The organism is Knoellia altitudinis, from assembly GCF_042666355.1.
Taxonomy (GTDB): domain Bacteria; phylum Actinomycetota; class Actinomycetes; order Actinomycetales; family Dermatophilaceae; genus Knoellia; species Knoellia altitudinis.
The window spans coordinates 592860-617417 of sequence record NZ_JBHTDK010000001.1 but is presented as its reverse complement, the minus strand read 5'-3'; the positions used below and the strand labels follow the sequence as shown (position 1 = coordinate 617417).

The following is a 24558-nucleotide window of genomic DNA, read 5'->3' as shown; positions in this document are numbered from 1 at the left end:
TAGTGAAGGAGGTGGCGCGTGGGCAAATACATTGTTCGCCGTCTGCTTTTGATGATCCCGGTGCTCTTGGGCACCACGTTCTTGATCTACGTCATGGTTTTCGCGCTTCCGGGTGACCCCACGGACAACAAGTGCGGCGAGCGCCCCTGCTCACCGGCATACATCGCGGCCTTCCGTGCCAAGTACAACCTCGACGACCCGCTGCCGCTCCAGTACCTCAAGTACATGGGCAACGTGCTGCAGGGCGACTTCGGCACCAACCAGCGTGACGTCCCCGTCATCGACGACATCATCGCCCGCTACCCCACGACCGTGAAGCTCGCGCTCATGGCCGTCGTCATCCAGGTCATCATCGGCATCCTCGCCGGCGTGCTCTCGGGCGTGCGCAAGGGCAAGTTCATCGACCAGGTCGTGCTCGTGAGCACCCTGCTCCTCATCTCCGTGCCGATCTTCGTCATCGGCAGCACCTCGCAGCTGGTCTTCGGGCTCCAGCTCGGGATCTTCCCGATCTCCGTGCCAACGCGAGACGCGTCGCTCTTCGACTTCGTCCTACCAGCCTTCGTGCTGGCGTCGGCCTCGGTCGCCTACATCGCGCGACTGACGAGGACGAACCTCGTCGACAACCTGCGTGCCGACTACGTGCGCACGGCCAAGGCGAAGGGGCTGACGCGCGCCCGGACCGTGGGTCTGCACACGCTGCGCAACTCAATGATCCCCGTCATCACCTTCATCGGCTACGACCTTGGCGCGCTGCTCGGCGGGTCGCTCGTCACGGAGCGCATCTTCAACATCAACGGCGTCGGTGGCTACCTCTTCCGCGCGATCCCCGCGCAGGACGGTGTGGCGATCGTGGGCACGGTGACCCTGCTGGTGCTCGTCTACCTCCTCGTCAACCTGCTCGTCGACCTGATGTACGGCGTGCTCGATCCCAGGATCAGCCATGAGTGACCAGATCGCTTCCCCCATGACCGTCGATGCCGGCGAGGTCGAGGCAGGTGGCTCGCTCGCCAGCGACGCGTGGAAGGCCCTGCGGCGCAACCCCGTCTTCTGGATCTCGGCGGCGCTCATCACCCTCTTCGTCGTGATGTCGATCTTCCCGGGCCTGTTCACCGACAAGGACCCGGCAGCCGGCAACCTCGCGAACTCGCTCAAGCCCCCGGGCGACGGCGCGATCTTCGGACACGACCGGCAGGGCTACGACATCTATGCCCGCACGGTCTACGGAGCTCGGTCGTCGATCCTCGTCGGGTTCCTCGCGACCACCTCCACAATGATCGTCGGTGTGGCGATCGGTGTGTTCTCCGGCTACTTCGGCGGGTGGATCGACATGCTGCTCTCGAGGCTGACGGACATCTTCTTCGCCATCCCCCTGCTGCTGGGCGCGCTGCTCTTCCTGGCGACCTTCCCCAACGACTCGTCGACTCCGTACCTGCTCATCGTGCTCAAGGTGGTGGCCGCGCTCGCCGTGCTGGGCTGGCCGTCCAACGCCCGACTGATGCGCTCGAGCGTGCTGCAGGTCAAGCCCCAGGAGTACGTCCAGGCGGCTCGTGCGCTGGGCGCCACCCCGTGGCGCATCATCCGGTCGCACATCATGCCCAACGCCTTCGCGCCGGTCCTCGTGGTCTCGTCGATCAACCTCGGTGTCTACATCTCCGTGGAGGCGACGCTGTCGTTCCTCGGCATCGGGCTCACGCCGCCGGCCATCTCGTGGGGCGTCTCGATCAGCGAGGCGCTCACCGCGATGCGCGCGGCGCCCCACGCCCTGTTCTTCCCCAGCCTGTTCCTGAGCATGGCGGTCCTGGCGTTCATCCTGCTCGGCGACGCCGTGCGCGATGCCTTCGACCCCAAGTCACGATGAGGAGCGACATGACCGCAGTTGCCCCAGCGCACAAGACCGACTCCAAGTACAAGGCCGCCCCCGACGGCACGCTGCTCGAGGTGGACGACCTCTTCGTCGAGTTCCACACCCCCGGTGGCGCCGCCAAGGCGATCAACGGTGTCTCCTTCAACCTCCACCAGGGCGAGACCCTCGCCATCCTCGGTGAGTCCGGATCCGGCAAGTCCGTCACCGCCCAGGCGGTCATGGGCATCCTCGACATGCCGCCGGCCGTCATCCCCTCGGGAGGGATCCGCTACTGCGGGGAGGACCTCCTGACGATGCCGGAGGAGCAGCGCCGCCTCATCCGCGGACCGGAGATCTCGATGATCTTCCAGGACGCACTGAGCGCGCTGAACCCGGTCTTCCCCGTGGGCTGGCAGATCGGTGAGATGTTCCGGAAGCACCGGGGCATGAACAAGTCCGACTCCTACGCACAGGCCGTCCGGCTCATGGAGCGCGTGGCCATCCCGGCAGCCAAGCAGCGGGTCAAGCAGTATCCGCACCAGTTCTCCGGTGGTATGCGCCAGCGCATCATGATCGCGATGGCCATCTCGCTCGACCCGGCTGTCCTCATCGCCGACGAGCCGACCACGGCCCTCGACGTCACTGTCCAGGCACAGATCATGGCCCTGCTCGCCGAGCTGCAGGAGGAGCGCCAGATGGGGCTCATCCTCATCACGCACGACCTCGGGGTCGTCGCCGACGTGGCTGACCGTGCGGCGGTCATGTATGCCGGTCGGATCGTCGCCCAGGCGGAGATCGAGGACCTCTACGCGCGCCCGGCGCACCCCTACACCCGCGGGTTGCTCGAGTCGATCCCGCGGCTGGACCAGAAGGGTCAGACCTTGGCGGCCATCGGTGGGCTTCCGCCCAACCTCACGCGCATCCCTTCAGGATGTGCGTTCCACCCGCGCTGCCGGATGTCCCAGGACATCTGCCGCACGGACGAGCCCGCACTGCGCCACGTCGGCCAGCAGCAGTCGGCCTGTCACTTCGCCGAGGAGGTCCTCAATGGCTGACGACATCATCCTCAAGGCCGACAACCTCTTCAAGCACTACCCGATCCGGGACGGCATCCTGAGGTCGACCGGCAAGCAGAACGTCAAGGCCGTCGACGGAGTCTCGTTCGAGCTGCGCCGTGGCGAGACCCTCGGCATCGTCGGCGAGTCCGGGTGTGGCAAGTCCACCCTGGGTCGCATGCTCATGCGGCTCGAAGAGCCCACGGCGGGCACGTTGAACTTCGACGGGCACGACATGTACAGCCTGAACAGCAAGGAGATGCGCGCGGTGCGCCGCGACATCCAGATCGTCTTCCAGGATCCCTACACCTCGCTCAACCCGCGCAAGACGGTCGGCGACATCATCGGCGAGCCGTTCGACATCCACCAGGACGTCGTGCCCAAGGCGGGTCGCAAGAAGGCTGTTCAGGAGCTGCTCGAGCTGGTGGGCCTCAACCCTGAGCACATCAGCCGCTACCCGCACCAGTTCTCGGGCGGTCAACGCCAGCGCATCGGCATCGCCAGGGGCATCGCCCTGCGTCCCAAGGTGCTCATCTGCGACGAGCCCGTCTCGGCACTCGACGTCTCGGTGCAGGCCCAGGTCATCAACCTGATGGAGAAGCTGCAGAACGAGCTCGGTCTGTCCTACGTCTTCATCGCTCACGACCTCTCCGTCGTCCGTCACATCTCCGACCGCGTCGGCGTGATGTATCTCGGCCGCATGGTCGAGCTGGGCACCGAGGAAGAGATCTACCAGCGACCGACGCACCCCTACACGCAGGCGCTGCTCTCGGCCGTCCCCGTGCCGGATCCCACGATGCGTGGCAAGCGCGAGCAGATCGTCCTCACCGGTGACGTCCCGTCTCCGGCCAACCCGCCCTCGGGCTGCCGGTTCCACACGCGGTGCTTCAAGGCACAGGAGCGCTGCAGTGTCGATGACCCGGAGCTGATCGACCGTCCGGACGGTGTCGCGGCGCACCGGTCCGCGTGTCTCTTCGCCGAGCCGCGTGTGATCGTCGAGACGATCGACGTCACCCACGTGGAGCCTGACGCACGCTTCGCGACGACGGACGTCGTCGACCAGGCAGCGTTCGGCGAGGACGCGGAGACGGAGCCTGCCGACGCTGCCGCCATGGCCGAGCGTTCCGAGGCCACGGTCGGCTCGGAAGGTCGCCAGAGCTCGACGCAGGACAATCTCCTCGTCGTCGACGACGAGCCGGACGAGAAGCGGGACCCGAGGGTCTGACAGACACCTCCGGCACAGCCGGAAGAACAGGTATGCCGTCCGCTCACGCGGGCGGCATACCTGCATCTGGGGGCATGACGAGTTCCGCGCAACAGAGCTCTCGGCGGAGCGCCGCCGGGTCAGTCGCCGGTCTGGGGTTGGCGGGTGCGCAGCAGCCGCCTCAACGACTCCAGGCGGGAGACCCCTGAGGGCCCGGCATGGCCGTCGGCCACCCACTGGTCGAGGGCGCACTCCTCCTCGTCGTGGGTGCAGCCGCGGGGGCACGCGTCGGTGCCGGACTCGAGCTCTGGGAAGTGCGTGATGATGCGTTCGGGGTCGACGTGGGCCAGGCCGAACGACCGGATCCCCGGCGTGTCGATGACCCAGCCGTCGCCGTCGGGCAGGCGCAGCGCGACGGCCGACGTCGAGGTGTGCCGCCCGCGACCGGTGACGTCGTTGACCACACCGACTGCCCGGTAGGCGCCCGGGACGAGGGCGTTGACGAGAGTGGACTTGCCGACCCCCGAGTGGCCGACGAGCACGCTGACATGCCCGCGCAGGGCGTCGCGCACGGCGTCGAGGCCGTCGGTTCCGTCGGCGTCCGTGGTCGCCGTGATGACGGCAGGCACCTCGAGGGGCGCGTAGTTCTCGAGGAACGGCGCCGGATCCGCCAGGTCGGCCTTGGTGAGGGCGAGCAGCGGCGCCATCCCCGCGTCGTACGCCGCCACGAGGCAGCGGTCGATGAGCCGGGGGCGAGGCTCGGGGTTGGCGAGGGCGCAGACGACGACGAGCTGGTCGGCGTTGGCCACGATGACCCGCTCGACGGGGTCGGTGTCGTCCGCTGTGCGGCGCAGGAGGGTGCGCCGGGGCTCGACCCGCACGATGCGGGCGAGGGCGTCGGGGCTGCCCGAGACGTCACCGACGAGCAGCGCGTCGTCGCCGACGACGATGCCCTTGCGGCCGAGCTCGCGGGCGCGCATGGCCACGACGATGCGTTCGTCAGCGGATCCGGGCTCCATCAGGACGGTGTAGCGACCGCGGTCGACTCCGATGACCATGCCGGGGACTGCGTCGAGGTGGGCCGGTCGGTCCTTGGACCGAGGACGGCTGCCACGCTTGCTGGGACGGATCCGGGCGTCGGACTCGTCGTAGTCGCTCGTGGCCCGCGCCATCAGGCAGTGCGTCCCTCGGCCCGGTGCCGCCCGAGCATGCCGGCCCACAGGGTCGTGAAGGTGGGCAGGGTCTTGGCGACCGTGTCGACGTCCTCGACGACGACGCCGGGCACGGCCAGCCCGATGACCGCACCAGCCATGACCATGCGATGGTCGGCGTAGGTGTGAAAGGTCGTGGGGGAGAGGGGCCGTGGCGTGATGTGCAGGCCGTCCTCGGTCTCGGTCACGATGGCTCCTAGGGCGCCCAGCTCGCGCGCCAGGGCGGCCAGCCGATCCGTCTCGTGGCCGCGGATGTGCGCCACGCCACGGATGAGGCTGGGTCCTTCGGCGAGCGCCGCGAGGGCAGCGACGACCGGTGTCAGCTCACTGGCGTCGTGGAGGTCCACGTCGACGCCGCCGAACCCGTCGACCGCGCTCACGGTGAGCCCGTCGCGAGCAAGACTGACGTCGGCGCCCATCTCGTCGAGGATGTCGCGGATCTCGTCGCCGGCCTGGGTCGTGTGCTGCGGCCACCCGGGGACGCGCACCCTTCCGCGGGTGACGAGCGCGGCCGCCAGGAAGGGGGCCGCGTTCGACAGGTCAGGTTCGATCTGGACGTCGAGCGGGTTGAGCGGGCCGGGCTCGACGCGCCACAGGTTGGGCTCGGTGTCGTCGACGTCCGCTCCGGCATCGCGCAGCGCCTCGACCGTCATGTCGATGTGCGGCTGGCTGGGCACCGGCTTGCCGTCGTGATGGATCGTCACGCCGTGGTCGTAGTGGGGACCTGAGAGGAGCAGGGCGGAGATGAACTGGGACGACGCCGAGGCGTCGAGGGTCACGGCACCGCCACGGACGGAGCCGGCGCCGCGAACGGTGAACGGCAGCGCACCACGGCCGTCGTCGTCGATCCGGACTCCGAGGGCGCGCATCGCTTCGAGTGCCGGACCCATGGGCCGGGTCCGCGCCTGTGGGTCCCCGTCGAAGTGCACCGGACCGTGGGCGAGTGCAGCGAGGGGTGGGACGAAGCGCATGACCGTGCCCGCGAGTCCGCAGTCGACCAGGGGCTCACCCTGCGTCTCACCGGGTGTGACGAGCCAGTCGTCCCCGTCGACCTCCTCGACCTCCGCCCCGAGACCGCGGAGGGCGCCCACCATGAGGAGGGTGTCCCGGGAGCGCAGCGGCGACCGAAGCCGAGAGACCCCACTGGCCCGGGCGGCCAGGACGAGGAAGCGGTTGGTCAGCGACTTGCTGCCGGGGAGGTCGACCACCGCGTCCACGGGCTCGGTGGTCGCCGGGCAGGTCCAGTCAGGTGAGGGCATTCTGTGCCTGGGCCGCCTTCAGTCGGGCCTCGCGGCGAGCGGCCTTGGCCGCGTGTCGGGCCTCGCGCTTCGTCGTGCGGGCGGTGCGTTGCGCGCTCTCACCGGCGAGCCTGGCACGGTAGCCCAGGCTGGGCTTGCCGTCGGTGTCGACAGCGGCGAGGAGCAGGCCACCGAGCAGGCCGAGGTTCTTGAGGAACTGGATCCTCTGCTGCGCCCGCTTCTGCGGGTCGGACTCGTTCCAGAAGGGGTGTGCCACGAGGGTCGTCGGCAGCAGGGTGCCTGCGAGGACCGTCGACGCCAGCCGTGGGACGTGGCCGGTCGCGAGCAGCGCGCCTCCACCGACCATCGCGGCGCCGCTGGCTCGCACGAGGAGCTCGGGGTCGTCGGGCAGGCCGAGCTTCTGCGCCTGGTCGAGCACCGGGCCCGCCGCCTTGGCCTTGGCGCCCGGATGCTTGAGCTGGTCGAGGCCTCCCACGACGAACATGGCGGCGAGCATGGGACGGGCAACGCGACGCACGAGCGACATGCGTCCTCCTCGGGGTCGGGACGGATCGTGGACCTGCTCCTACCGTAGTTGGTGCGCACCCATCCGTGGCTTCGAGGGTCGCCCCTCGTGCGGCTGTCCCCGCCCATGTCGTTGCCCCTGCGTAGATTGGCCGCATGTGCGGGCGGTATGCGGCCACGGCCAACCCTGATGAGCTGACCCTCGAGTTCGAGGTCGACGACGACCGTGTGGCCGAGCCCTCCCGCAGCGTGCTCGTCAACCCGCAGTCACCCCCTCCGGGCACCCCGGACCACAACATGGCCCCGACCAAGCAGGCCCCGGTGGTGCTCACGAGGTCACCACGGGGCGAGTCCGACGCCCCTGCGACCCGGCAGCTCCGACTGCTCACGTGGGGCCTGGTCCCGAGCTGGTCCAAGGACCCCAGGTCTGGGGTCCGGATGATCAACGCGCGCGCAGAGTCCGTGCTGGAGAAGCCGGCCTACGCCAAGGCGGCCGCGCGCCGACGCTGCCTCGTGCCCGCCCGCGGCTGGTACGAGTGGCAGGCCTCACCGACCGCGACCGACGCCAAGGGCAAACCACTCAAGCAGCCCTTCTTCACCTGTCGAGGCGACGGCGCAAGCTGCGCGTTCGCCGGGCTCTACGAGTTCTGGCGCGACCCCGCGGTCAGCGACGGGGACGACCCCTCCGCGTGGTTGACGACGTTCACGATCATCACGACCGAGGCCGAGCCCGGACTCGACCGCATCCACGACCGTCAGCCACTGGTCCTCGAGCCGGCGCAGTTCGATGACTGGCTCGACCCGGACCTCAGCGACCTCGGGCACGTGGCCGACCTGCTCCAGACCCACGCCGCCGGACGCTTCACGGCATACCCCGTCTCCCGGGCCGTGAGCAGCAACCGCTCCAACGGACCGCAGCTGCTGGACCCGGTCCCCGAGTCCGAGCTGCACGGGGTCGTCGATCCGACGACCGGTGAGATCATCGGGTCGCCGACATGACCACGCGACTCGTGGAGGTGCAGACCCCGCTGGGCCCTGCCCACGCCCACGTCTCGAGGCCACCCCGGGCGTGCGGAACCGTCGTCCTCACCCACGGTGCGAGCGGTCGGCTGGGTGGTGCCGAGCTCGTCGCGGTCCGGGACGGACTCGTCGAGCGGGGCTGGGCGGTCGCGTTCGTGCAGCAGGCATGGGGCGTGGCCGGACGCCGTATGCCGCCGCGTCCCGTCCCGCAGGACGAGGCCTGGCTCCCCGTGGTGCAGACCCTGCGTAGTGGCCGGGCGCGCCTGCCCGGACCGCTCGTCCTCTCGGGCAAGAGCAACGGCGCCCGCGTCGCCTGCCGCACCGCAGCAGACCTCGAGGCCGACGCCGTGCTGTGCCTGTCGTTCCCGCTGCATCCGCCGGGCCGGCCAGAGGTCTCGCGCGCCGACGAGCTGAGGCTGCCGCTGGCGGCCGGGATCCCGCTGCACGTCGTACAGGGGGAGCGGGACCCGTTCGGCACCCCGGGTGAAGTGCGTGCGGAGCTCGACGACCCGGCATACGTCACTGCGGTCAGGGGCGAGCACACGATCAGGGCGACGGGGCCGCTGGTCGCCGCCGCGCTGGCCTTCCTCGAGCAGGTCGCCTAGCGGCGGCGCCTCAGAGCAGGCCGCCGGCGACGTCCGGTGCCGAGGAGTCGTCGGGCTCGACCTGCGGCTCGCGCGCGAGGTGCTCCTCGACCTGGAACCAGTCGTCGTCGGCACGCTCGGTGATCGTGAGCAGGGTCTTCATCGACGACACCTCCTCGACCTGTTCCTTGAGGAACCACAGCATGAACTGCTCGCTGAGGACATCACCCTCGGCGCGGGCCGCCCGGAAGAGGGCCTCGCACTGCTCGGTCACGGTCTTCTCCTGCTCGAAGGCCAGGGCGATGGGCTCCGCCGGCCGGTCGAAGGAGTTGCGCACGGGGTCGACCCCGGGGATCTCGACGTCCCAGTCCCGGTCGAGCATGTAGCGGACCATCATCATCGCGTGGTTGCGCTCCTCCACGCTCTGCGCATAGAAGCGCTCGGCGAGCCGGGGGAGGTCCAGGTCGTCGAACCACACCGCGATTGCGATGTACTGCTGGCTCGCGGTGAACTCGTGGCGAACCTGCTCGCGAAGGAGAGTGACGAACGAGGTCGTGGGCGAGGTGAACATGCGCAAACGCTACACGCGGGGAATGGCGCCTCCTTCCCACCTGTTGAACCCCCTGTTCCCGCACCGAGAAGTCGTCGGCGCACCGCGTCACCGAGAGGTCTGCCCGTGCTCGTACTGCACACGACGTCACCCGCCGAGACGGGTCTAGGCTGGACCGCGATGACCACACCACAGACGACCAGCGACGAGACCGGCGTGGATCTCGCGACCGAGACCCCGGCGCAGAAGCAGGCGCGGTTTGAGGCGGAGGCGCTGCCCCTCCTCGACCAGCTGTATGCCGCGGCGATGCGCACGACGCGCAACCCGGCCGATGCCGAGGACCTGCTGCAGGAGACCTACGCCAAGGCGTTCGCGGCCTTCCACCAGTACAAGCCGGGGACCAACCTGCGCGCGTGGATGTACCGCATCCTCACCAACACCTACATCAACACCTATCGCAAGAAGCAGCGCGAACCGCTCCAGTCCGATGCGTCCGACGTCGAGGACTACCAGCTGGCGCGAGCCGAGTCGCACACGAGCTCGGGTCTGAAGTCGGCCGAGGCGCAGGCACTCGACCACCTTCCCGACTCCGAGATCAAGCGGGCCCTCCAGGACCTGCCCGAGGACTTCCGGATGGCGGTCTACCTCGCCGACGTCGAGGGGTTCGCCTACAAGGAGATCGCCGAGATCATGGGAACCCCCATCGGCACCGTGATGTCCCGTCTCCACCGCGGTCGTCGTCAGCTCCGCGAGATGCTGACGGAGTATGCCGCTGAGCGCGGCTTCGGCAAGGAGGTCTCGTCGTGAACGAGAACGTGAACAGCGCCCGAGGTACCCACAACCATGGCGTCCGCGACGGCCACGTCGACCACGAGGGCCATGTCGACCCAGGTGGTGGGTCCGCGGGGTCCCACGTCGAGTCCCATGCAGAGTGCTCCGAGGTCCTGCACCGGATCTATGAGTACCTCGACGGCGAGATGCAGCCGGCCGACGTCGCGCGGGTCGCGGAGCATCTCGAGGCCTGCGGACCATGCCTGCACGAACACGACCTGGACCGTGCCGTGAAGGCTGCCGTGCGTCGCTCCGGTGGTGGCGAGCCCTGCCCCGACCAGCTACGCGTCCAGGTCCTCCAACGGATCACCATGGTGCGCATGGAGCTCGATCGCTGACTCGCCTTCGGGTGTGACGAAGGGGCGACCACCGCATGGTGGTGGCCCCTTCGTCGGCTGGTGCACTGTGCTCAGGCGTTGGGCTTGCGGCCGTGGTTGGCCTTGTTGCCCTTGCGCGAGCGGCGCTTGCGGGCGCGCTTGCTCATGGGAACTCCTCGAGGTTCGGGGGTGAGCGGGCGGCAGAGCCCTGACGGTGCCAAGGGCTCCCCAGATCGCTCGTGCGTCATTTTCATTGTCGCACACCTGGGAAGCGTGGGATAATGGGCAACTCAGTCCTGGCTTCCCTGGTCGGGACCAACGAAAGGTCTTATCATGCGCTCCCTCCGTATCGCTGCCGTCGCCGTCGTCCTCGCCGCTCTCTCCACGATCGGTGCGACCTCCGCCCAGGCCGGAGACTCCTCCCCCGCCAAGAACACCTCGGTGAAGGCTGCCGGCTGGCAGTGGTGAACACCTGTCCGATGTGGTGACGCCGGAGACCCCGGCCTCACTCCCCGCGCGATACACGACGCCGACCTACATCGGCGTCGTGGTGCTTGTGGCGCTCGGTCTCGGGTGCTACTCGTACCTACGGTACGGCTGGCCGGCTGACTGGGTCGCCCTGGTGGTCCTGGCGTTCCTTGGCGCGCTGACGTGGTGGCTTCCGTCCACATCGAGTGACGGACGCATCCACTTCACCGCCGACAACGTCGTCGTCCTGGCAGCGATCCCCATCGTCGGGCCGCTGGGGGCCGGAGTGGTGGGTCTGGCCATGGCGGTCCTCACCCGGCGTCGCATCGCCCTTCATCGACGGCTCTTCAACGTGGCCATGGCGTCGGCGTCCGCGATGGTCGGGGGGATCGCCTACGACCTGGCCGGGGGGTCGCTCGCGGTCGACGAGCTCCACGGGGCGCTCCAGCTCGTGCTGCACGTCGGCCTGCCCATCGTCGTCGCCGACGCCGTCAACCTTCTGGCCAACGCCGTCCTCGTGGCCGGCGTGATCCGGCTCACGGCAGGCGTGCCTCTCCAGCTGCAGCTCGTCGACATGCTGACGAGCTCGGGTCTGACCCAGTTCGCCTACGGGATCATCGCCTTCCTGGTCGTGATCATGTGGCTCCCGGGTGAGCTCGGTCCGGTCGCGGTGCTTGTCGCACTGGCACCGCTGGCGGGGGCGCGCTGGGCCCTCCTCCAGTACGGCGAGGAGCGGGACGCCAGGGAACGAGCGCTGGGGGCCCTGGTGACAGCGATCGAGACCCGGGCGCCTGTCCTGGAGGGGCACAGCGGACGCGTCTCCACCATGGCCGCGCTCATGGCCCAGGAGCTCGGTCTGGGCCCCAAGGAGGTCGCCGACGTCCGGACGGCCGGCCTCCTGCACGACCTCGGCCGGGTGGTCGTCGCTCCGGGGCAGGAGGGCGTCGACCAGGCAGGCGGCGCAGCTCTCAGAGGTGCGGCCATGCTGCAGAGCCTTCCGTTCCTCGCGGGGGCCTCGTCCGTGATGGAGGAGGTCGCGAGGGCGGAGGCCTCCGGGGCCGAGCTCTCGCTCGCGGCCGACATCGTGCGAGCGGCGGACGAGTTCGACCTCATCCTCCACGGCGAGGACCGGGTCAGTCCCTCCGCTGCCATCGCCCGGGTGCGCGAGCGCAGACCGGCGACCGCTGAGGCGGACCGGATGCTCGCAGCCCTGGCCAGGGTCGCCCGCCTCCATGATGGTTCCGGTGAGGGCATGGTGACGACGTCATGACTCCTCCGCCGCGGGTCGGGGCGCTCATCGCCACGAGGGCCCGGCCCTCTCGCCGGGTGGAGCCGATCGTGCTCTTGCTCGGCGCCATCACGGTCCTGTCCTCCCTGATCACCGAGTCCGCACGCCTCGACCTGGCGGTGCGCGACCACAGCTCTGTCCTGGCTGCGTTCGCCGTGGCCATCGTCGTGGGCGAGCAGTTCCGCGTGCAGATGCCCTCGGGGCGCGTGGCGGCGCCGGTCTCGACGGCGTCGGCGATCGCCCTGGCGGTGCTGGGCTCGGTCGAGGGGCATCCCGTCTTCGACGTCCCGGCCGGCATCGTCGCCATCGTCGTGGCCGGGTCCTTGTGCGTGGGGACCCTGGTCGGGCGGGTCCTTCATCGCCGGACCCACTGGTACGTCGTCGCCGCCCGGACCGTCGGCGTGGGGGTCACGGCGAGCCTGATGCGTGCAGTCCCCCTGGACGGCGGGGCGGGGGAATGGGCCTGGCAGCTGGACGACGGCCGACCGCCGTGGCTCGTGGCTGTCGTGATGATGGGCGCTGCTGCGGCAGGTCTCTATGTCGAGATCATCCTCACCGGTCTCGTGCGCGCACAGCGGCGCTCCCTGCCGGTCGCGAGCGCACTCTCCGAGGAGCTCGGGGAGGCTCAGGCGCTGACCCTCGGCCTCCTGGCGGCGGGCCCCCTCGTGGCCTTCCTCGCTCCCGTCGTCGGCCTTGCGGCGCTGCCGCTCGGCCTCCTCCCGATGGTGCTGACCTACGTCGCCGTGCGCCGGTACACGACGAACCGCGCGACCTACCGTCAGACGATCGCCACCCTGTCGCAGCTCACCGAGGTGGCTGGCTACACACCGACCGGCCACGCCTCGCGGGTCGCGTCCCGCTCGGTGAGCATCGCGCGCTCCATGGGCATGCATGCCGAGCAGGTCCAGGACCTCGAGTACGCCGCCCTCCTGCATGACCTGGGCCAGGTCGGGCTCAGGTCCCCGATCCCTGACGGCGCCACGGTGCTGGCCGCTCCCGACGACCAGCGGCGGATCGCCTCCGAGGGGGCGCGCATCGTCCGTCGCACCGAGGTCCTGGACCGCGTGGCCGACCTCATGGAGGGGCAGACGACTCCGTTCCGACACGTCCGCGAGTGGAACGAGAAGGTCCCGATCGAGAGTCGGATCATCAAGGTCGCCAACGCGTTCGACGACTTCTCGCACGGCCGCACCGACGCGTCCTCGATCGAGGCCGCCCTGGAGCGGATCCACCTGGGGCTCGGCTACGAGTATGACCCCGAGGTGGTCGAGGCCCTCATCCGCACGGTCCACCAGCCGAGCCACACCTGACCCGACCCTGCAGAGGTCCTCGGACGGCCGCGAGCCCCGACGCGTCGTGCGTCGGGGCTCGCGGTGCGTGACTCGCTGTCGCGGTCAGGCCTTCTTGGTCTCCTTGAAGATCGCGTCGATCTCGTCGATCTTGGCGAGGAGCTCGTCGGCCTTGGCCGCGTCGAGCTCACCCTTGGTGCCGGAGGCGCCGGCGAGCTTGGTCGCCTCGTTGACCAGAGTGTGCAGGTTGGGGAACTTCTCGAAGTGCGGCGGCTTGAAGTAGTCGGTCCAGAGCACCCACAGGTGGTGCTTGACGAGCTCCGAGCGCTGCTCCTTGATGAGGATCGCGCGGGTGCGGAAGTCGGGGTCGTCGTTGTCGGCAACCTTGGCGATGATCGCCTTGATCGACTCCGCCTCGATGCGGGCCTGGGCGGGGTCGTAGACGCCGCAGGGCAGGTCGCAGTGGGCGCTGACATCGGTGATGCTGAACAGAGCGGGGAGGCGCATGAACGTCCCTTTCGTTGGGCTGAGTTGTGGCCGCTTCCCAACCTACAACGACCGCACGCGGAGGGATCAGGGCGTATGCCGCGTGGGCAGCCTTCCGGGTCGCGGCCAGATCCGGGCGACCACGGTCGCGAGAGCGTCCTCAGGGGTGATCGAGCCGACCTCGAACGACGTCAGGCCCTCCCGAGGGTTGTCGGAGTCGAGCCACCAACGGCTTGGGTCACCTGGGTCGGCGCCCGCGATGCGCTTGACCGAGACCGGTCGGGCGGTGCCCCTGCTGTCGGCCGGGAGCCGGACGACAGCGACGCTGCCGGGTCGTGACCGAGCCCCCCAGAGCACCAGCAGGAGGTCGCCCTCGTGCAACGTCGGCTCCATCGACCGGCCGCGCACACGGACGACGCGGGGGCGGGGGAGTGGTCGCGGTAGCACCAGGCGATTGTGGCATTGCGCACGTCACGACCCACGGACGCGCCGACCCGACGCGTGCGAGGATGACAACGCGCGGCACACCTCCCGCCCATCGCCGCCCCGCACCAGGGGCACGGCACGTCGCACCGAATCCTTCGGTCGCGCCACCTGTCTGCACGTTGGGAGCCCCCGTCATGTCTGCGTCACCGGTGTACTCGAGCTTCGACTTCGACGGGCCGGTCTTCCGGGCCCACGAGGGCGGAAAGCTCGGCGTACACGCCACGCAGCCGCTGCGCGACCGCGATGACCTGTCGTTGCTCTACACGCCGGGTGTGGCAGACGTCTGCCGCGCAATAGCCGAGGACCCCAGCCTCTCGGCGCGCTACACCACCCGTCGCAACACCGTTGCCGTCATCACCGACGGGACAGCCGTCCTCGGGCTCGGTGACATCGGACCGCTCGCGGCCATGCCGGTCATGGAGGGCAAGGCCATCCTCTTCAAGCACTTCGGCGGGATCGACGCCGTGCCTGTGTGCATGGAGACCGGCACGGTGGACGAGCTCGTCGAGGCCATCGCCCGGATCGCCCCGTCCTACGGTGGGATCAACCTCGAGGACATCTCGGCCCCGCGCTGCTTCGAGATCGAGAGCCAGCTCAAGGAACGCCTCGACATACCGGTCTTCCACGACGACCAGCACGGCACCGCGATCGTCGTCCTGGCAGGCCTCACCAACGCCGCCAAGGTCGTGGGTCGCCCCCTGCACGGGCTCCGAGTCGTCGTCGCCGGCGCCGGTGCGGCGGGGGTCGCGGTCACCGGGCTGCTCCAGCGGGCCGGGGTCCGGGACGTCGTCGTCTGCGACTCGCGTGGCATCATCTCGCCCTCACGCACGGATCTCACCGGGCACAAGCCCCGCATCGCCGCCTCCACCAACCCCCGCGGGTTGACCGGCCTGATCGGCGCCGCGCTCGTCGACGCCGACGTCTACATCGGAGTCTCCGGCGGCACCGTGCCCGAGGCGGAGATCTCGAGGATGGCGCCGGACGCCATCATCTTCGCGCTCGCGAACCCCGACCCCGAGGTGCACCCGGACGTGGCCCACCGCCACGCAGCCGTCGTCGCCACGGGTCGCTCGGACTTCCCGAACCAGATCAACAACGTCCTGGCATTCCCCGGGATCTTCCGGGGAGCGCTGGACTCCGGCGCGAGCCAGGTCACGGAGGCGATGAAGCTCGCTGCTGCCGAGGCCATCGCCACCATGGTGGCTGAACCGAGCGCCGCGGAGATCGTGCCGAGTGTCTTCGCGCCGGGGGTCGCCGACGCCGTGGCGGCCGCCGTGGCCCAGCTCGCCTGAACGCCGGACCCGACAGACGCGGCGCCCTGCCGGGTCAGGCGCGCACGGCCTCCGCGACCTCGCGGATGCCGTCCGCGCCGATCCCGCAGCACCCACCGATGAAGCGGGCTCCGAGGTGGGCCCAGTGCTGCACCGAGGTCGGCGCGAAGTGGGTTGAGCCGTCCTGGGTCCAGGTCTTGCTGTCAGGGTCGTAGGTCGCGCCCGCATTGGGATAGATGACGTAGGGCACGCTGGGACGGCCGGCGGCGAGGAGCTCGTCGAGGTGCCGGGGTGCGGTGCAGTTCACGCCGACGGCGATGCCCGCTCCGCCCACGACGTCGACGGCCTCCCCGAACGGTGCGCCCCCGGTGAGCCGCGCGCCCTCCCTCGCGGAGAAGGAGACCCAGTAGGGCAGGTCGGGGGCGATCTCGGCCAGCAGTGAGACGACCACCTCGGCCTCCGTGACCTCGGGAATGGTCTCGACCGCCACGAGGTCGGGGTTCGCCGCGACGAGGCGCTCCAGCCTGCGGGCGTGGAACTCCCGCAACGTCGCTCGGCTCACCTGTGGGTAGCCGGTGTACTCGGAGCCATCGGCCAGGTGAGCGCCGTAGGGGCCGACCGAGGCAGCGACCAGGGCACGGCCATCGGCGGCCTGACGCGCCAGGCCGATGGAGGCGTCGAGGTCGGCGTCACACTCCTCCTCGGTCAGACCGGCAGCGACGTATCCCAGATAGCTCGCCTGGTAGGACGCGCTGATGACGATCTCGGCGCCCGCGTCGACGAAGGTCCGGTGCGCCGCCACGACCTCCGACGGGGCCTGGCGCAGGAGTCGGGCCGACCAGAGGCTTCCGGACAGGTCGTGGCCACGTGCCTCCAACGCCGTCGAGAAGCCGCCGTCCAGGACGACCGGACCGGGCCGGAGGAGCACGTCGAGGGTCATCGCCACATCGTCGCACTGCCGGCCCGGAGCCATGGGTAGGGTCGAAGCCATGCTCGCCGCCTCCGCCGTCTCCCAGTCCGCTGCCGACCCGCTGTCGGGTCTCGAGGTGGGGGAGCGCCCCGACCCACAGGCGCGTGAGGGCTGGGTCGTCGTGGACCTCAGGACGTGTGCCCTCAACCACCACGACGTGTGGTCCCTGCGCGGCGTCGGGCTGGCTCCCGACCGGTTGCCGATGGTTCTCGGCTGCGATGCGGCCGGAGTCGACCCCGAGGGCAACGAGGTGATCGTCCACGCTGTCGTGCCGTCCGATGGATGGCAGGGTGACGAGACCCTTGATCCTCGCCGCACCCTGCTCTCCGAGCTGCACGACGGCACCCTGGCCACCAAGGTCGCCGTCCCCCGCGCCAACCTCGTCCCCAAGCCGGCGGAGCTCAGCTGGGAGCAGGCGGCATGTCTCCCGACGGCCTGGCTCACGGCATACCGGATGCTCTTCACGAACTCGCAGGTGCAGCCCGGAGGCACTGTCCTCGTGCAGGGGGCGGCCGGCGGCGTTGCCACCGCGCTCGTCCAGCTCGGCGCGTCGGCCGGGATCAGGGTGTGGGTGACGAGCCGCGACGAGGCCAAGGGTGAGCAGGCCGTGGCGCTCGGGGCGGATCGCGCCTTCGCATCGGGGGAGCGGCTGCCCGAGCGGGTGGACGCGGTCATGGAGACCGTCGGTGCCGCGACGTGGTCGCACTCGGTCAACGCCCTGCGGCCCGGTGGGACGATCGTCATCTCCGGTGCGACTTCGGGCGATGCACCGGCCAAGGCCGAGCTCACCAAGATCTTCTTCAAGCAGCTCCGGGTCATCGGTTCGACGATGGGCACCCGTGAAGAGCTGGAGAGGCTCGCGAACTTCGTTGTCGCACAGGGCATCGAGCCACTCATCGACTCCGTCATCCCACTCGCCGACGCTCGCGACGGCTTCGCCAGGATGGTCGATGGTCAGGTCACCGGCAAGGTCGTGTTCACAACCTGACCGAGCGCGTCAGATCTGGAGCCACTCGTTCCAGCCGTTGTGCAGGACGAGCCAGGCGATGAGGCCGTAGCCGGCCTGGCCGGGGTGTTGCCCGTCGCGGCTGGCTCTCAGCTCGGAGCGCCACTGGTCGTGCCCGACCAGCGGGCGGTAGCAGTCGACGAACGGCACCGACCGGCGCGAGCAGACGTCGGCCTGGGCCTCGACGAGCACGGCCAGCTTGTCGTTGAACGCGTCGTCGCTCGTCGGCGGACTGCTCACCACGAACGCCGAGACGCCGTTGCTCGCGGCCTCGTCGAGGATGTTGGCGAGGTTGAGGCGGTGCCGTGCCAGCGTCACGCCCGCGGCGATGTCGTTGGCGCCGAAGGAGATGACGAGCCGCCGTTCGCTGCGCGACTTCCACCGGGGCGGGCACTCCTGGTGCCACTGGGCGAGGACGTCACCGCTCGTCTGACCACGGATGCCGAGGTTGTATGCCGTGAACTCGACCTCCGGATGGGAGGTGCGCCCTATGACCCGGGTCACCCATCCCTGCCCCTTGGGGTCGCCGACGCCGGTCACCAGGGAGTCGCCCATGAAGACGATGGCCACGTCTCGCGGACCGTCTCCGGGCACGCTGAAGTCGGCGCTCGGCCGGAACTCGATGTCGCCGGAGGGTTCGCCGCCGGACTGCTCGGGGCGGTGGATCTGGTCGGTCATGGTTCAGTCGTCCTCGTCGTCGAGCCGAGCCAGCCAGGTGGCGAGCCGCTCGACGGGTGTCTCGAAATCGGGGTTGAGGTCCACGAAGGTGCGCAGCTGCTCGGCGAGCCAGGCGAAGGTGATGTCCTCGTCGCCCCTGCGGGCCTCGAGCTCCTCGATCCCTCGGTCGGTGAAGTACACGATCGAACCCTAACGTGCACAGCCTGCGGGGCTGAGGACCCACGCCTTGGGGGCCTCACTCCCTTCAGGTGTGGGTCAGCGGGTGAAGGCGGCCGCGATGAGCTCGGCCTGCTCCTCCTGGTGCTTCTTGTTCGACCCGGTGGCCGGTGAGGCCGACGCCTTGCGCGACAGGACCCGCAGGGGGCGCTGGACGTCGTGCTCGGCGAGGGCGGCCGGCAGGTTGAGCGCGAGGAAGGGCCACGCACCCTGGTTCTGCGGCTCGTCCTGGACGACGACGACCTCGGCCTCGGGGTACTTCGCCAGCTCCTCGGCGAGCTCCCTGCCCGGGAGCGGGTAGTACTGCTCCATGTGCAGGATCGCGGTGCTCGTGTCACCACGCTTGGCCCGCTCGGCCTCGAGCTCGTGCACTGCCTTGCCCGCTGCGAGGAGCACCCGGTCGACGGTGCCGCTCGTCGCACCCTGCCGGTCCGGGAGGATCGGCCGGAACGTGCCCGTCGTGAAGTCGTCGGGCATGCTCGATGCTGCCTTGAGGCGGAGCATCGACTTGGGGGTGAAGACGATGAGCGGCCGACGCGGTCGGGCATAGGCCTGACGGCGCAGCAGGTGGAAGTAGCTGGCCGGGGTCGACGGGTAGGCCACCGTCATGTTGTCCTCGGCGCACATCTGGAGGAACCGCTCGATGCGTGCGGAGGAGTGGTCCGGACCCTGGCCCTCGTAGCCGTGCGGCAGCAGGAGCACGACGGAGGAGCGCTGGCCCCACTTCTGCTCCGAGCTGCTGATGAACTCGTCGATGATGGTCTGCGCCCCGTTGAGGAAGTCACCGAACTGGGCCTCCCACAGGACGAGCGCGTCGGGGCGCTCGACCGAGTAGCCGTACTCGAACCCCAGAGCGGCGAACTCGGAGAGCAGGGAGTCATAGACCCAGAACCGGCCCTGGCCCTCACCGAGATAGAGCAGCGGCGTCCACTCGAGTGCCGTCTCCTTGTCGATGAGGACGGCGTGCCGCTGCACGAAGGTGCCACGGCGGCTGTCCTGCCCGGCGAGGCGGACGGGCGTGCCCTCCTTGAGCAGCGAGCCGAAGGCGAGGAGCTCGCCGGTGGCCCAGTCGATGCCACCCTGGCTGACGCTGCCGACACGCTTGTCGAGCATCTGCTGGAGCTTGGGGTGGACGCTGAAGCCGTGCGGCGGGTTCGCGAAGACCTCGCCGATCGCCTTGAGCTCCTCCTGCGAGATCGCCGTCTCGGTCGCGGACCGGGTCGTCGCGTCGGCCGTCTGGGCCATGGGCGGCTCGAGACCGGTGTGGCCCTCGACGTCGGTGCCCGTGTAGCTGTCGTCGGCGGCCCTGGCGGCAGCAGCCTCGTTCTCCTTGAGTGCCGCCTTGGTCTCGACGAACACCCGCTCCAGCTGCTGCTGGTAGTCGCGAAGCGCGGCCTCGGCGTCCTCGACGGTGATGTCACCGCGACCGATGAGCGACTCGGTGTAGAGCTTGCGGACACTGCGCTTGGCCTCGATGAGGCTGTACATGAGCGGTTGCGTCATCGACGGGTCGTCGCCCTCGTTGTGGCCGCGACGTCGGTAGCAGACCATGTCCACGACGACGTCCTTGGAGAACTCCTTGCGGAACTCGTAGGCGAGCTCGGCGACTCGCACGCACGCCTCCGGGTCGTCACCGTTGACGTGGAAGATCGGCGCCTGGATCATCCGGGCGACGTCGGTGGAGTAGGTCGAGGAACGAGACGAGCTCGGTGACGTCGTGAAGCCGACCTGGTTGTTGACGACGACGTGGACCGTGCCACCGGTGCGGTAGCCGCGCAGCTGCGACAGGTTGAGCGTCTCCGCGACGACACCCTGCCCGGCGAAGGCCGCGTCACCGTGCATGAGGACCGGCAGGACGGTGAAGTCCTCGCCGGCGAGGTCGAGGCGGTCCTGCTTGGCGCGGACGATGCCTTCGAGGACCGGGTTGACGGCCTCGAGGTGGGACGGGTTGGCCGCGAGGTAGACCTTGGTCGTCGCGCCCCCCTCGGCGGTGAAGGTCCCCTCGGTGCCGAGGTGGTACTTGACGTCGCCCGAGCCCTGGACCGACTTGGGGTCCTGCTTGCCCTCGAACTCGCGGAAGATCTGGCTGTAGGACTTGCCCGCGATGTTGGCGAGGACGTTGAGGCGGCCGCGGTGCGGCATACCGATGCAGACCTCCTCGAGCTCGTCCTCGGCCGCGAGGGACAGGACGCGGTCGAGGAGGGCGATGACGGACTCGCCACCCTCGAGGGAGAAGCGCTTCTGGCCGACGAACTTGGTCTGCAGGAATGTCTCGAAGGCCTCGGCGGCGTTGAGCTTGCGCAGGATCCGCAGCTGCTCCTCGCGGGTCGTCTTGGCGTAGCCGACCTCGATCTTGGACTGGATCCACTCGCGCTGCTCGGGGTCCTGGATGTGCATGTACTCGACGCCGATGCTGCGGCAGTAGCTGTCTCGCAGGATGCCGAGGATCTTGCGGAGCTTGAGGAACGGCTGGCCGCCGAAGCCGCCGGTCGCGAAGAAGCGGTCGAGGTCCCAGAGGGAGAGGCCGTGGCTCGTGACGTCGAGGTCCTGGTGGCGCCGCTGCTTGTACTCGAGCGGGTCGGTGTCGGCCATGAGGTGGCCCCGCACTCGGTAGGCGTGGATCAGCTCCTGGACCCTCGAGACCTTGTTGATGTCGTCGTCGTGGGACGCCGAGATGTCCTGGACCCAGCGCACCGGCTCGTAGGGGATGCGCAGGCTCTCGAAGATCTCGTCGTAGAAGCCGTTCTCACCGAGGAGCAGCTGGTGGATCACGCGCAGGAACTCACCGGACTGGGCACCTTGGATGATGCGGTGGTCGTAGGTGCTCGTGAGCGTGAGGATCTTGGAGACGGCGTTGCGGTTGAGCGTCTCGTCGCTCGCACCCTGCCACTCGGCGGGGTAGTCCATGGCGCCGACGCCGACGATCGCCCCCTGGCCGGCCATGAGGCGCGGGACGGAGTGCACCGTGCCGATGCCGCCCGGGTTGGTGAGCGAGATGGAGGTGCCCTGGAAGTCCTCGACGGTGAGCTTGCCACCGCGCGCCTTCCTGACCATCTCCTCGTATGCCGTCCAGAAGTGGGCGAAGTCCATCGTCTCGGCGGCCTTGATCGAGGGCACGAGGAGCTGACGCGTGCCGTCGGGCTTCTCAAGGTCGATGGCGAGACCGAAGTTGACGTGGGCCGGGGTCACGAGGACCGGCTTGCCCTTGTCGTCGGTGGCGTAGCCGTTGTTCATGGCCGGCATCGCGCCGAGCGCCTTGACGACGGCGAAGCCGATGAGGTGGGTGAAGCTCACCTTGCCGCCGCGGGAGCGGGCGAGGTGGTTGTTGATGACGATGCGGTTGTCGACGAGCAGCTTGGCGGGGACGGCGCGCACGCTCGTCGCGGTGGGGACGGCCAGGGACGCCTCCATGTTGGTGACCACACGGGCGCTGGCCCCGCGGATCGGCGCCAGCTCCGGGGCGTTGACCGCGCCATCGGTCTTCGGCGCACCCGCTTCGCGGGGCTTCGGCGCGTCCGCGGGGGAGTCGCTCCTGGTGGCCTCCGGCTTGGGCGCCTCCGTCTTCGGTTCAGCCTTGGGCGTTGCGACCTTGGCCGCCTCTGCCTTGGGTTCGGCCCTGGGCGCCTCCGTCTTGGGTTCGGCCTTGGGCGTTGCCGCCTTGGCCGTCTGTGCCTTGGGTTCGGCCTTGGGCGCCTCGGTCTTCGGTGCCGCGACCTCGGGCTGCTTCGGGGAGGGAGCAGGGCGAGCCGCCGCTGCGTCAGCAGCCTGGGCTGCCGGCGCGGCGCTCTGGGGCCCGCCGTTGCCGGCACCACCGTTGGGGCTCGTGGGGTCGTAGTCGGCGAAGAAGTCCCACCACGCCTTGTCGACCGAGTTCTTGTCCTTCTGGTACTGCTCGTAGAGCTCGTCCACCAGCCACTCGTTGGGTCCGAATGCGGTCAGGGGGTCGTGCGGAGCGGACTGGTCGGGCACGGCAGTTACGCCTCTTTCTGCGTGTTGACGTCAGATTCACGTGTCTGACCAGCCTATCCCTCCGGACGTGGGTGCCGAGGGTGGGTCCGACACGTCCGCACGCACGCTTTCCGAACGAAACGGGCCGGTATGCCGGGTGGCTCGCACCCGGCATACCGGCTCGTTCCTTCCCCACCCACCGCGCGAGCAGGCCGGCCCCCGAGCCCGGCCCGCAACGTGCGCGGTGCGGGAGTTCTAGGAGATGTCCTGGCGCACGGTCCGCCAGGTGCCGACGGCACTGAGGACGGCGGCGTAGGTGGCGAGCACGAGAGCGGCCGCCCACCAGGTGAGGGGCTGCACCGCGTTGTCCCCGCCCTGCGTGACCCCGCTGACCATCGCGCTCGTCGCCTGGCCCGGCATGAACTTGGCCACGTGCTCCTGACCGAAGTCCCAGAACGTCAGCGCGAAGCTGGCGAGGGGTTCGACGATCTGGGCGACGCCGATCGCGATGAGCAGGGCCGCGACCTGGTTGGGGATGAGGATGCCGACCCCCAGGCCGATGAGCGCCCAGAGACCAAGCACCAGGAGGCTGAGGGCCAGGGCCCGGAGGACCTGCGTGCCCGGGAAGGGGTCGAACCCCCGCGACTGCAGGACGATGGCACCGGCGACGACGGACCCCACGAGCGAGATCAAGCCGTAGATGGCGCCGATGCCGAGCAGCGCGACGACCTTGGCCAGCATGACCCGGATGCGTCGGGGGGTGCTGAGGAACGTGCTGGTCACGGTCTTGTGGCGGTACTCCGAGCCGATCTGCATGATGCCGATGACCAGGGTGAGGGTGTAGCCGATGGTCAGGCCGGAGGTGTAGACGCTGTTGGCGATCTGGAGCGGGCTGCCGGTGGGCTGGCCCGACGCGATCGACTCCGGAGTCGGTGGGATGGTGAGCAGGAAGCCGAAGAGCACGGCGAAGAGCGCGGCCGCGACGAACATGGCGATCGCCAGTCCCCACCACATGCGGGTGGTGAAGAACTTCAGGAACTCGGACTTGATGACGGCGCCCATCATTCGTTCGCCCCTTCCCGGCCGGTGACGGCATCTCGTTCGGTCGGTGGGCCGGGGATGCCGTCGCCCAGGTTGCGGTTGGTGCCCTCGGTGAGCTCGAAGAAGAGTGCCTCGAGGTCGGCCCGGCGGTCGCGGAGCTCCCAGATCGGTAGTCCGGCTCGCAGGGCCACGTCACCGACGAGGCGCTTGTCGGTGGTCTCGACGATGAGCTCGCCGTCGGTTCCGGGGGTGGCCAGGACGTCTGCGACCCGCAGCGCGCCGGCGAGCTGGTCGACGTCGGACGTGCGCACCACCGTCGACGGGGCGCCACGCAGCTCGGACATGGCGCCTTCGCGCACGAGTCGCCCGTTGGCGATGATGACGACGTCGTCGACCGTGGCCTCGACCTCCTGCAGGAGGTGGCTCGAGACGAGGATGGTCTTGCCCTCGCTGCTGAGGTGCCGCAGGAAGCCGCGCAGCCAGCGGATGCCCTCGGGGTCGAGGCCGTTCGACGGCTCGTCGAGGATGAGGACTCGCGGGTCGCCGAGGAGCGCCGCGGCCAGGCCGAGGCGCTGGCGCATGCCCATGGAGTACTCACCGGCGCGCTTGCGGGCAGCAGCCGGTATGCCGGTCAGCTCGAGCAGCTCGTCGACGCGGCTGTCGGGAAGGCCGCCTGCGGCGGCGAGGACGCGCAGGTGGTCGCGCCCCGAGCGACCAGGGTGGAAGTTCGTCGCCTCGAGGGCCGAGCCCACGACCGACTGCGGGTGGTCGAGGTCGTGGTAGTTCTGACCGTCGATGGTCGCCGTGCCCGACGTCGGGTGGATGAGCCCGAGGAGCATCCGGAGGCTGGTCGTCTTGCCTGCGCCGTTGGGGCCGAGGAAGCCGGTGATCCGACCGGGCTCGACCTCGAAGGAGAGCTGGTCGACGGCGGTGAAGGAACCGAAGGTCTTGGTGAGGTCGCGTACCTCGATGCGTGCGCCGGTGGTCGTCGAAGCGGCGGTCATCAGGCGTCCCCCCTTGCGTGCTGAAGTCT

At 69.5% G+C, this 24558-nt stretch carries 26 protein-coding genes; 13 read left to right on the top strand and 13 right to left on the bottom strand.

The annotated features are described in order from the left end of the window. Positions 1 to 18: 18 nt before the first annotated feature. From ACFQW8_RS02815 to ACFQW8_RS02800, 4 genes are read left to right on the top strand one after another with little or no spacing between them, the layout of a single operon-like run. Positions 19 to 948, top strand: coding sequence for an ABC transporter permease (locus ACFQW8_RS02815; RefSeq protein ID WP_380085461.1), 930 nt, complete (start codon positions 19 to 21; stop codon positions 946 to 948). Next, positions 941 to 1858, top strand: a complete 918-nt coding sequence (locus tag ACFQW8_RS02810) for an ABC transporter permease (RefSeq protein ID WP_380085460.1) — start codon at positions 941 to 943, stop codon at positions 1856 to 1858. Before ACFQW8_RS02815 ends, ACFQW8_RS02810 begins: the two co-directional genes overlap by 8 nt. 8 nt (positions 1859 to 1866) lie before the next feature. Further along, positions 1867 to 2898, top strand: coding sequence for an ABC transporter ATP-binding protein (locus tag ACFQW8_RS02805; protein WP_380085459.1), 1032 nt, complete (start codon positions 1867 to 1869; stop codon positions 2896 to 2898). Beyond that, complete coding sequence (locus ACFQW8_RS02800) at positions 2891 to 4123, top strand: ABC transporter ATP-binding protein (protein WP_380085458.1); 1233 nt, start codon at positions 2891 to 2893, stop codon at positions 4121 to 4123. The genes ACFQW8_RS02805 and ACFQW8_RS02800 overlap by 8 nt, the downstream gene beginning before the upstream one ends. A gap of 119 nt (positions 4124 to 4242) precedes the next feature. Here the strand turns inward: ACFQW8_RS02800 and rsgA are convergent, their stop codons facing one another. From rsgA to ACFQW8_RS02785, 3 genes are read right to left on the bottom strand one after another with little or no spacing between them, the layout of a single operon-like run. Continuing rightward, positions 4243 to 5274 carry a ribosome small subunit-dependent GTPase A gene (rsgA, locus tag ACFQW8_RS02795; RefSeq protein ID WP_380085457.1) on the bottom strand — a complete coding sequence of 344 codons (1032 nt, stop codon included), beginning with the start codon at positions 5272 to 5274 and terminating at the stop codon, positions 4243 to 4245. Then, the gene (aroA, locus tag ACFQW8_RS02790) at positions 5274 to 6572 is read right to left on the bottom strand and encodes a 3-phosphoshikimate 1-carboxyvinyltransferase (protein WP_380085456.1); all 1299 of its coding nucleotides are present in this window, start codon (positions 6570 to 6572) and stop codon (positions 5274 to 5276) included. The genes rsgA and aroA overlap by 1 nt, the downstream gene beginning before the upstream one ends. Further along, entirely contained in the window at positions 6559 to 7098 is a 540-nt protein-coding gene (locus tag ACFQW8_RS02785) for a DoxX family protein (RefSeq protein WP_380085455.1), read from the bottom strand. The genes aroA and ACFQW8_RS02785 overlap by 14 nt, the downstream gene beginning before the upstream one ends. A gap of 134 nt (positions 7099 to 7232) precedes the next feature. On the opposite strand from ACFQW8_RS02785, the gene ACFQW8_RS02780 reads away from it, so the two are divergent. Continuing rightward, positions 7233 to 8075, top strand: a complete 843-nt coding sequence (locus tag ACFQW8_RS02780; protein ID WP_380085454.1) for an SOS response-associated peptidase — start codon at positions 7233 to 7235, stop codon at positions 8073 to 8075. After that, on the top strand, positions 8072 to 8701 hold the full coding sequence (locus ACFQW8_RS02775; RefSeq protein WP_380085453.1) for an alpha/beta hydrolase family protein: 630 nt from the start codon (positions 8072 to 8074) through the stop codon (positions 8699 to 8701). The genes ACFQW8_RS02780 and ACFQW8_RS02775 overlap by 4 nt, the downstream gene beginning before the upstream one ends. Positions 8702 to 8711: 10 nt before the next feature. Here the strand turns inward: ACFQW8_RS02775 and ACFQW8_RS02770 are convergent, their stop codons facing one another. After that, the gene (locus tag ACFQW8_RS02770; protein ID WP_380085452.1) at positions 8712 to 9251 is read right to left on the bottom strand and encodes a ferritin; all 540 of its coding nucleotides are present in this window, start codon (positions 9249 to 9251) and stop codon (positions 8712 to 8714) included. 159 nt (positions 9252 to 9410) lie between these two features. Between ACFQW8_RS02770 and ACFQW8_RS02765 the strand changes: the two genes are divergently transcribed. Beyond that, positions 9411 to 10037 (top strand): sigma-70 family RNA polymerase sigma factor, encoded by a 627-nt coding sequence (locus tag ACFQW8_RS02765; protein ID WP_380085451.1) that lies wholly within the window; start codon positions 9411 to 9413, stop codon positions 10035 to 10037. After that, positions 10034 to 10399: a mycothiol system anti-sigma-R factor gene (gene rsrA / locus ACFQW8_RS02760; protein WP_380085450.1), complete on the top strand. Its 366-nt coding sequence runs from the start codon at positions 10034 to 10036 to the stop codon at positions 10397 to 10399. Before ACFQW8_RS02765 ends, rsrA begins: the two co-directional genes overlap by 4 nt. 71 nt (positions 10400 to 10470) lie before the next feature. Here rsrA and ACFQW8_RS02755 read toward each other — a convergent pair whose 3' ends face one another. Next, a complete protein-coding gene (locus tag ACFQW8_RS02755; RefSeq protein WP_009775747.1) occupies positions 10471 to 10545 on the bottom strand; it encodes a 50S ribosomal protein bL37 in 75 nt (24 codons plus the stop codon). Between the two features lie 166 nt (positions 10546 to 10711). On the opposite strand from ACFQW8_RS02755, the gene ACFQW8_RS02750 reads away from it, so the two are divergent. From ACFQW8_RS02750 to ACFQW8_RS02740, 3 genes are read left to right on the top strand one after another with little or no spacing between them, the layout of a single operon-like run. Next, positions 10712 to 10846, top strand: a complete 135-nt coding sequence (locus ACFQW8_RS02750) for a hypothetical protein (protein WP_380085449.1) — start codon at positions 10712 to 10714, stop codon at positions 10844 to 10846. A 16-nt stretch (positions 10847 to 10862) separates the two neighbouring features. Next, positions 10863 to 12116 carry an HD domain-containing protein gene (locus tag ACFQW8_RS02745; protein ID WP_380085448.1) on the top strand — a complete coding sequence of 418 codons (1254 nt, stop codon included), beginning with the start codon at positions 10863 to 10865 and terminating at the stop codon, positions 12114 to 12116. Then, positions 12113 to 13444: an HD-GYP domain-containing protein gene (locus ACFQW8_RS02740; RefSeq protein ID WP_380085447.1), complete on the top strand. Its 1332-nt coding sequence runs from the start codon at positions 12113 to 12115 to the stop codon at positions 13442 to 13444. The genes ACFQW8_RS02745 and ACFQW8_RS02740 overlap by 4 nt, the downstream gene beginning before the upstream one ends. Before the next feature lie 84 nt (positions 13445 to 13528). Here ACFQW8_RS02740 and sodN read toward each other — a convergent pair whose 3' ends face one another. Together sodN and ACFQW8_RS02730 are read right to left on the bottom strand one after the other, a co-directional pair. After that, positions 13529 to 13930 (bottom strand): superoxide dismutase, Ni, encoded by a 402-nt coding sequence (sodN, locus tag ACFQW8_RS02735; protein ID WP_380085446.1) that lies wholly within the window; start codon positions 13928 to 13930, stop codon positions 13529 to 13531. Positions 13931 to 13996: 66 nt separating this feature from the next. Then, positions 13997 to 14356: a S24/S26 family peptidase gene (locus ACFQW8_RS02730; RefSeq protein ID WP_380085445.1), complete on the bottom strand. Its 360-nt coding sequence runs from the start codon at positions 14354 to 14356 to the stop codon at positions 13997 to 13999. A gap of 173 nt (positions 14357 to 14529) precedes the next feature. Here ACFQW8_RS02730 and ACFQW8_RS02725 point away from each other — a divergent pair, with 173 nt between their 5' ends. Next, positions 14530 to 15687, top strand: coding sequence for an NAD(P)-dependent malic enzyme (locus ACFQW8_RS02725; protein ID WP_380085444.1), 1158 nt, complete (start codon positions 14530 to 14532; stop codon positions 15685 to 15687). A 34-nt stretch (positions 15688 to 15721) separates the two neighbouring features. On the opposite strand, the gene mmuM is transcribed toward ACFQW8_RS02725, so the two are convergent. After that, positions 15722 to 16606, bottom strand: a complete 885-nt coding sequence (mmuM, locus tag ACFQW8_RS02720) for a homocysteine S-methyltransferase (protein WP_380085443.1) — start codon at positions 16604 to 16606, stop codon at positions 15722 to 15724. A 49-nt stretch (positions 16607 to 16655) separates the two neighbouring features. On the opposite strand from mmuM, the gene ACFQW8_RS02715 reads away from it, so the two are divergent. After that, entirely contained in the window at positions 16656 to 17624 is a 969-nt protein-coding gene (locus ACFQW8_RS02715; RefSeq protein WP_380085442.1) for a zinc-binding dehydrogenase, read from the top strand. A gap of 9 nt (positions 17625 to 17633) precedes the next feature. Here ACFQW8_RS02715 and ACFQW8_RS02710 read toward each other — a convergent pair whose 3' ends face one another. From ACFQW8_RS02710 to ACFQW8_RS02690, 5 genes are all read right to left on the bottom strand, one after another. Continuing rightward, entirely contained in the window at positions 17634 to 18320 is a 687-nt protein-coding gene (locus ACFQW8_RS02710; protein ID WP_380085441.1) for a GDSL-type esterase/lipase family protein, read from the bottom strand. A 3-nt stretch (positions 18321 to 18323) separates the two neighbouring features. Next, positions 18324 to 18500, bottom strand: coding sequence for a DUF6104 family protein (locus ACFQW8_RS02705; protein ID WP_380085440.1), 177 nt, complete (start codon positions 18498 to 18500; stop codon positions 18324 to 18326). A 75-nt stretch (positions 18501 to 18575) separates the two neighbouring features. After that, complete coding sequence (locus ACFQW8_RS02700) at positions 18576 to 22505, bottom strand: multifunctional oxoglutarate decarboxylase/oxoglutarate dehydrogenase thiamine pyrophosphate-binding subunit/dihydrolipoyllysine-residue succinyltransferase subunit (protein ID WP_380085439.1); 3930 nt, start codon at positions 22503 to 22505, stop codon at positions 18576 to 18578. Positions 22506 to 22739: 234 nt separating this feature from the next. Next, positions 22740 to 23549 carry an ABC transporter permease gene (locus tag ACFQW8_RS02695; RefSeq protein ID WP_380085438.1) on the bottom strand — a complete coding sequence of 270 codons (810 nt, stop codon included), beginning with the start codon at positions 23547 to 23549 and terminating at the stop codon, positions 22740 to 22742. Next, positions 23546 to 24529, bottom strand: coding sequence for an ABC transporter ATP-binding protein (locus ACFQW8_RS02690; protein WP_380085437.1), 984 nt, complete (start codon positions 24527 to 24529; stop codon positions 23546 to 23548). The genes ACFQW8_RS02695 and ACFQW8_RS02690 overlap by 4 nt, the downstream gene beginning before the upstream one ends. Positions 24530 to 24558: the final 29 nt, after the last annotated feature.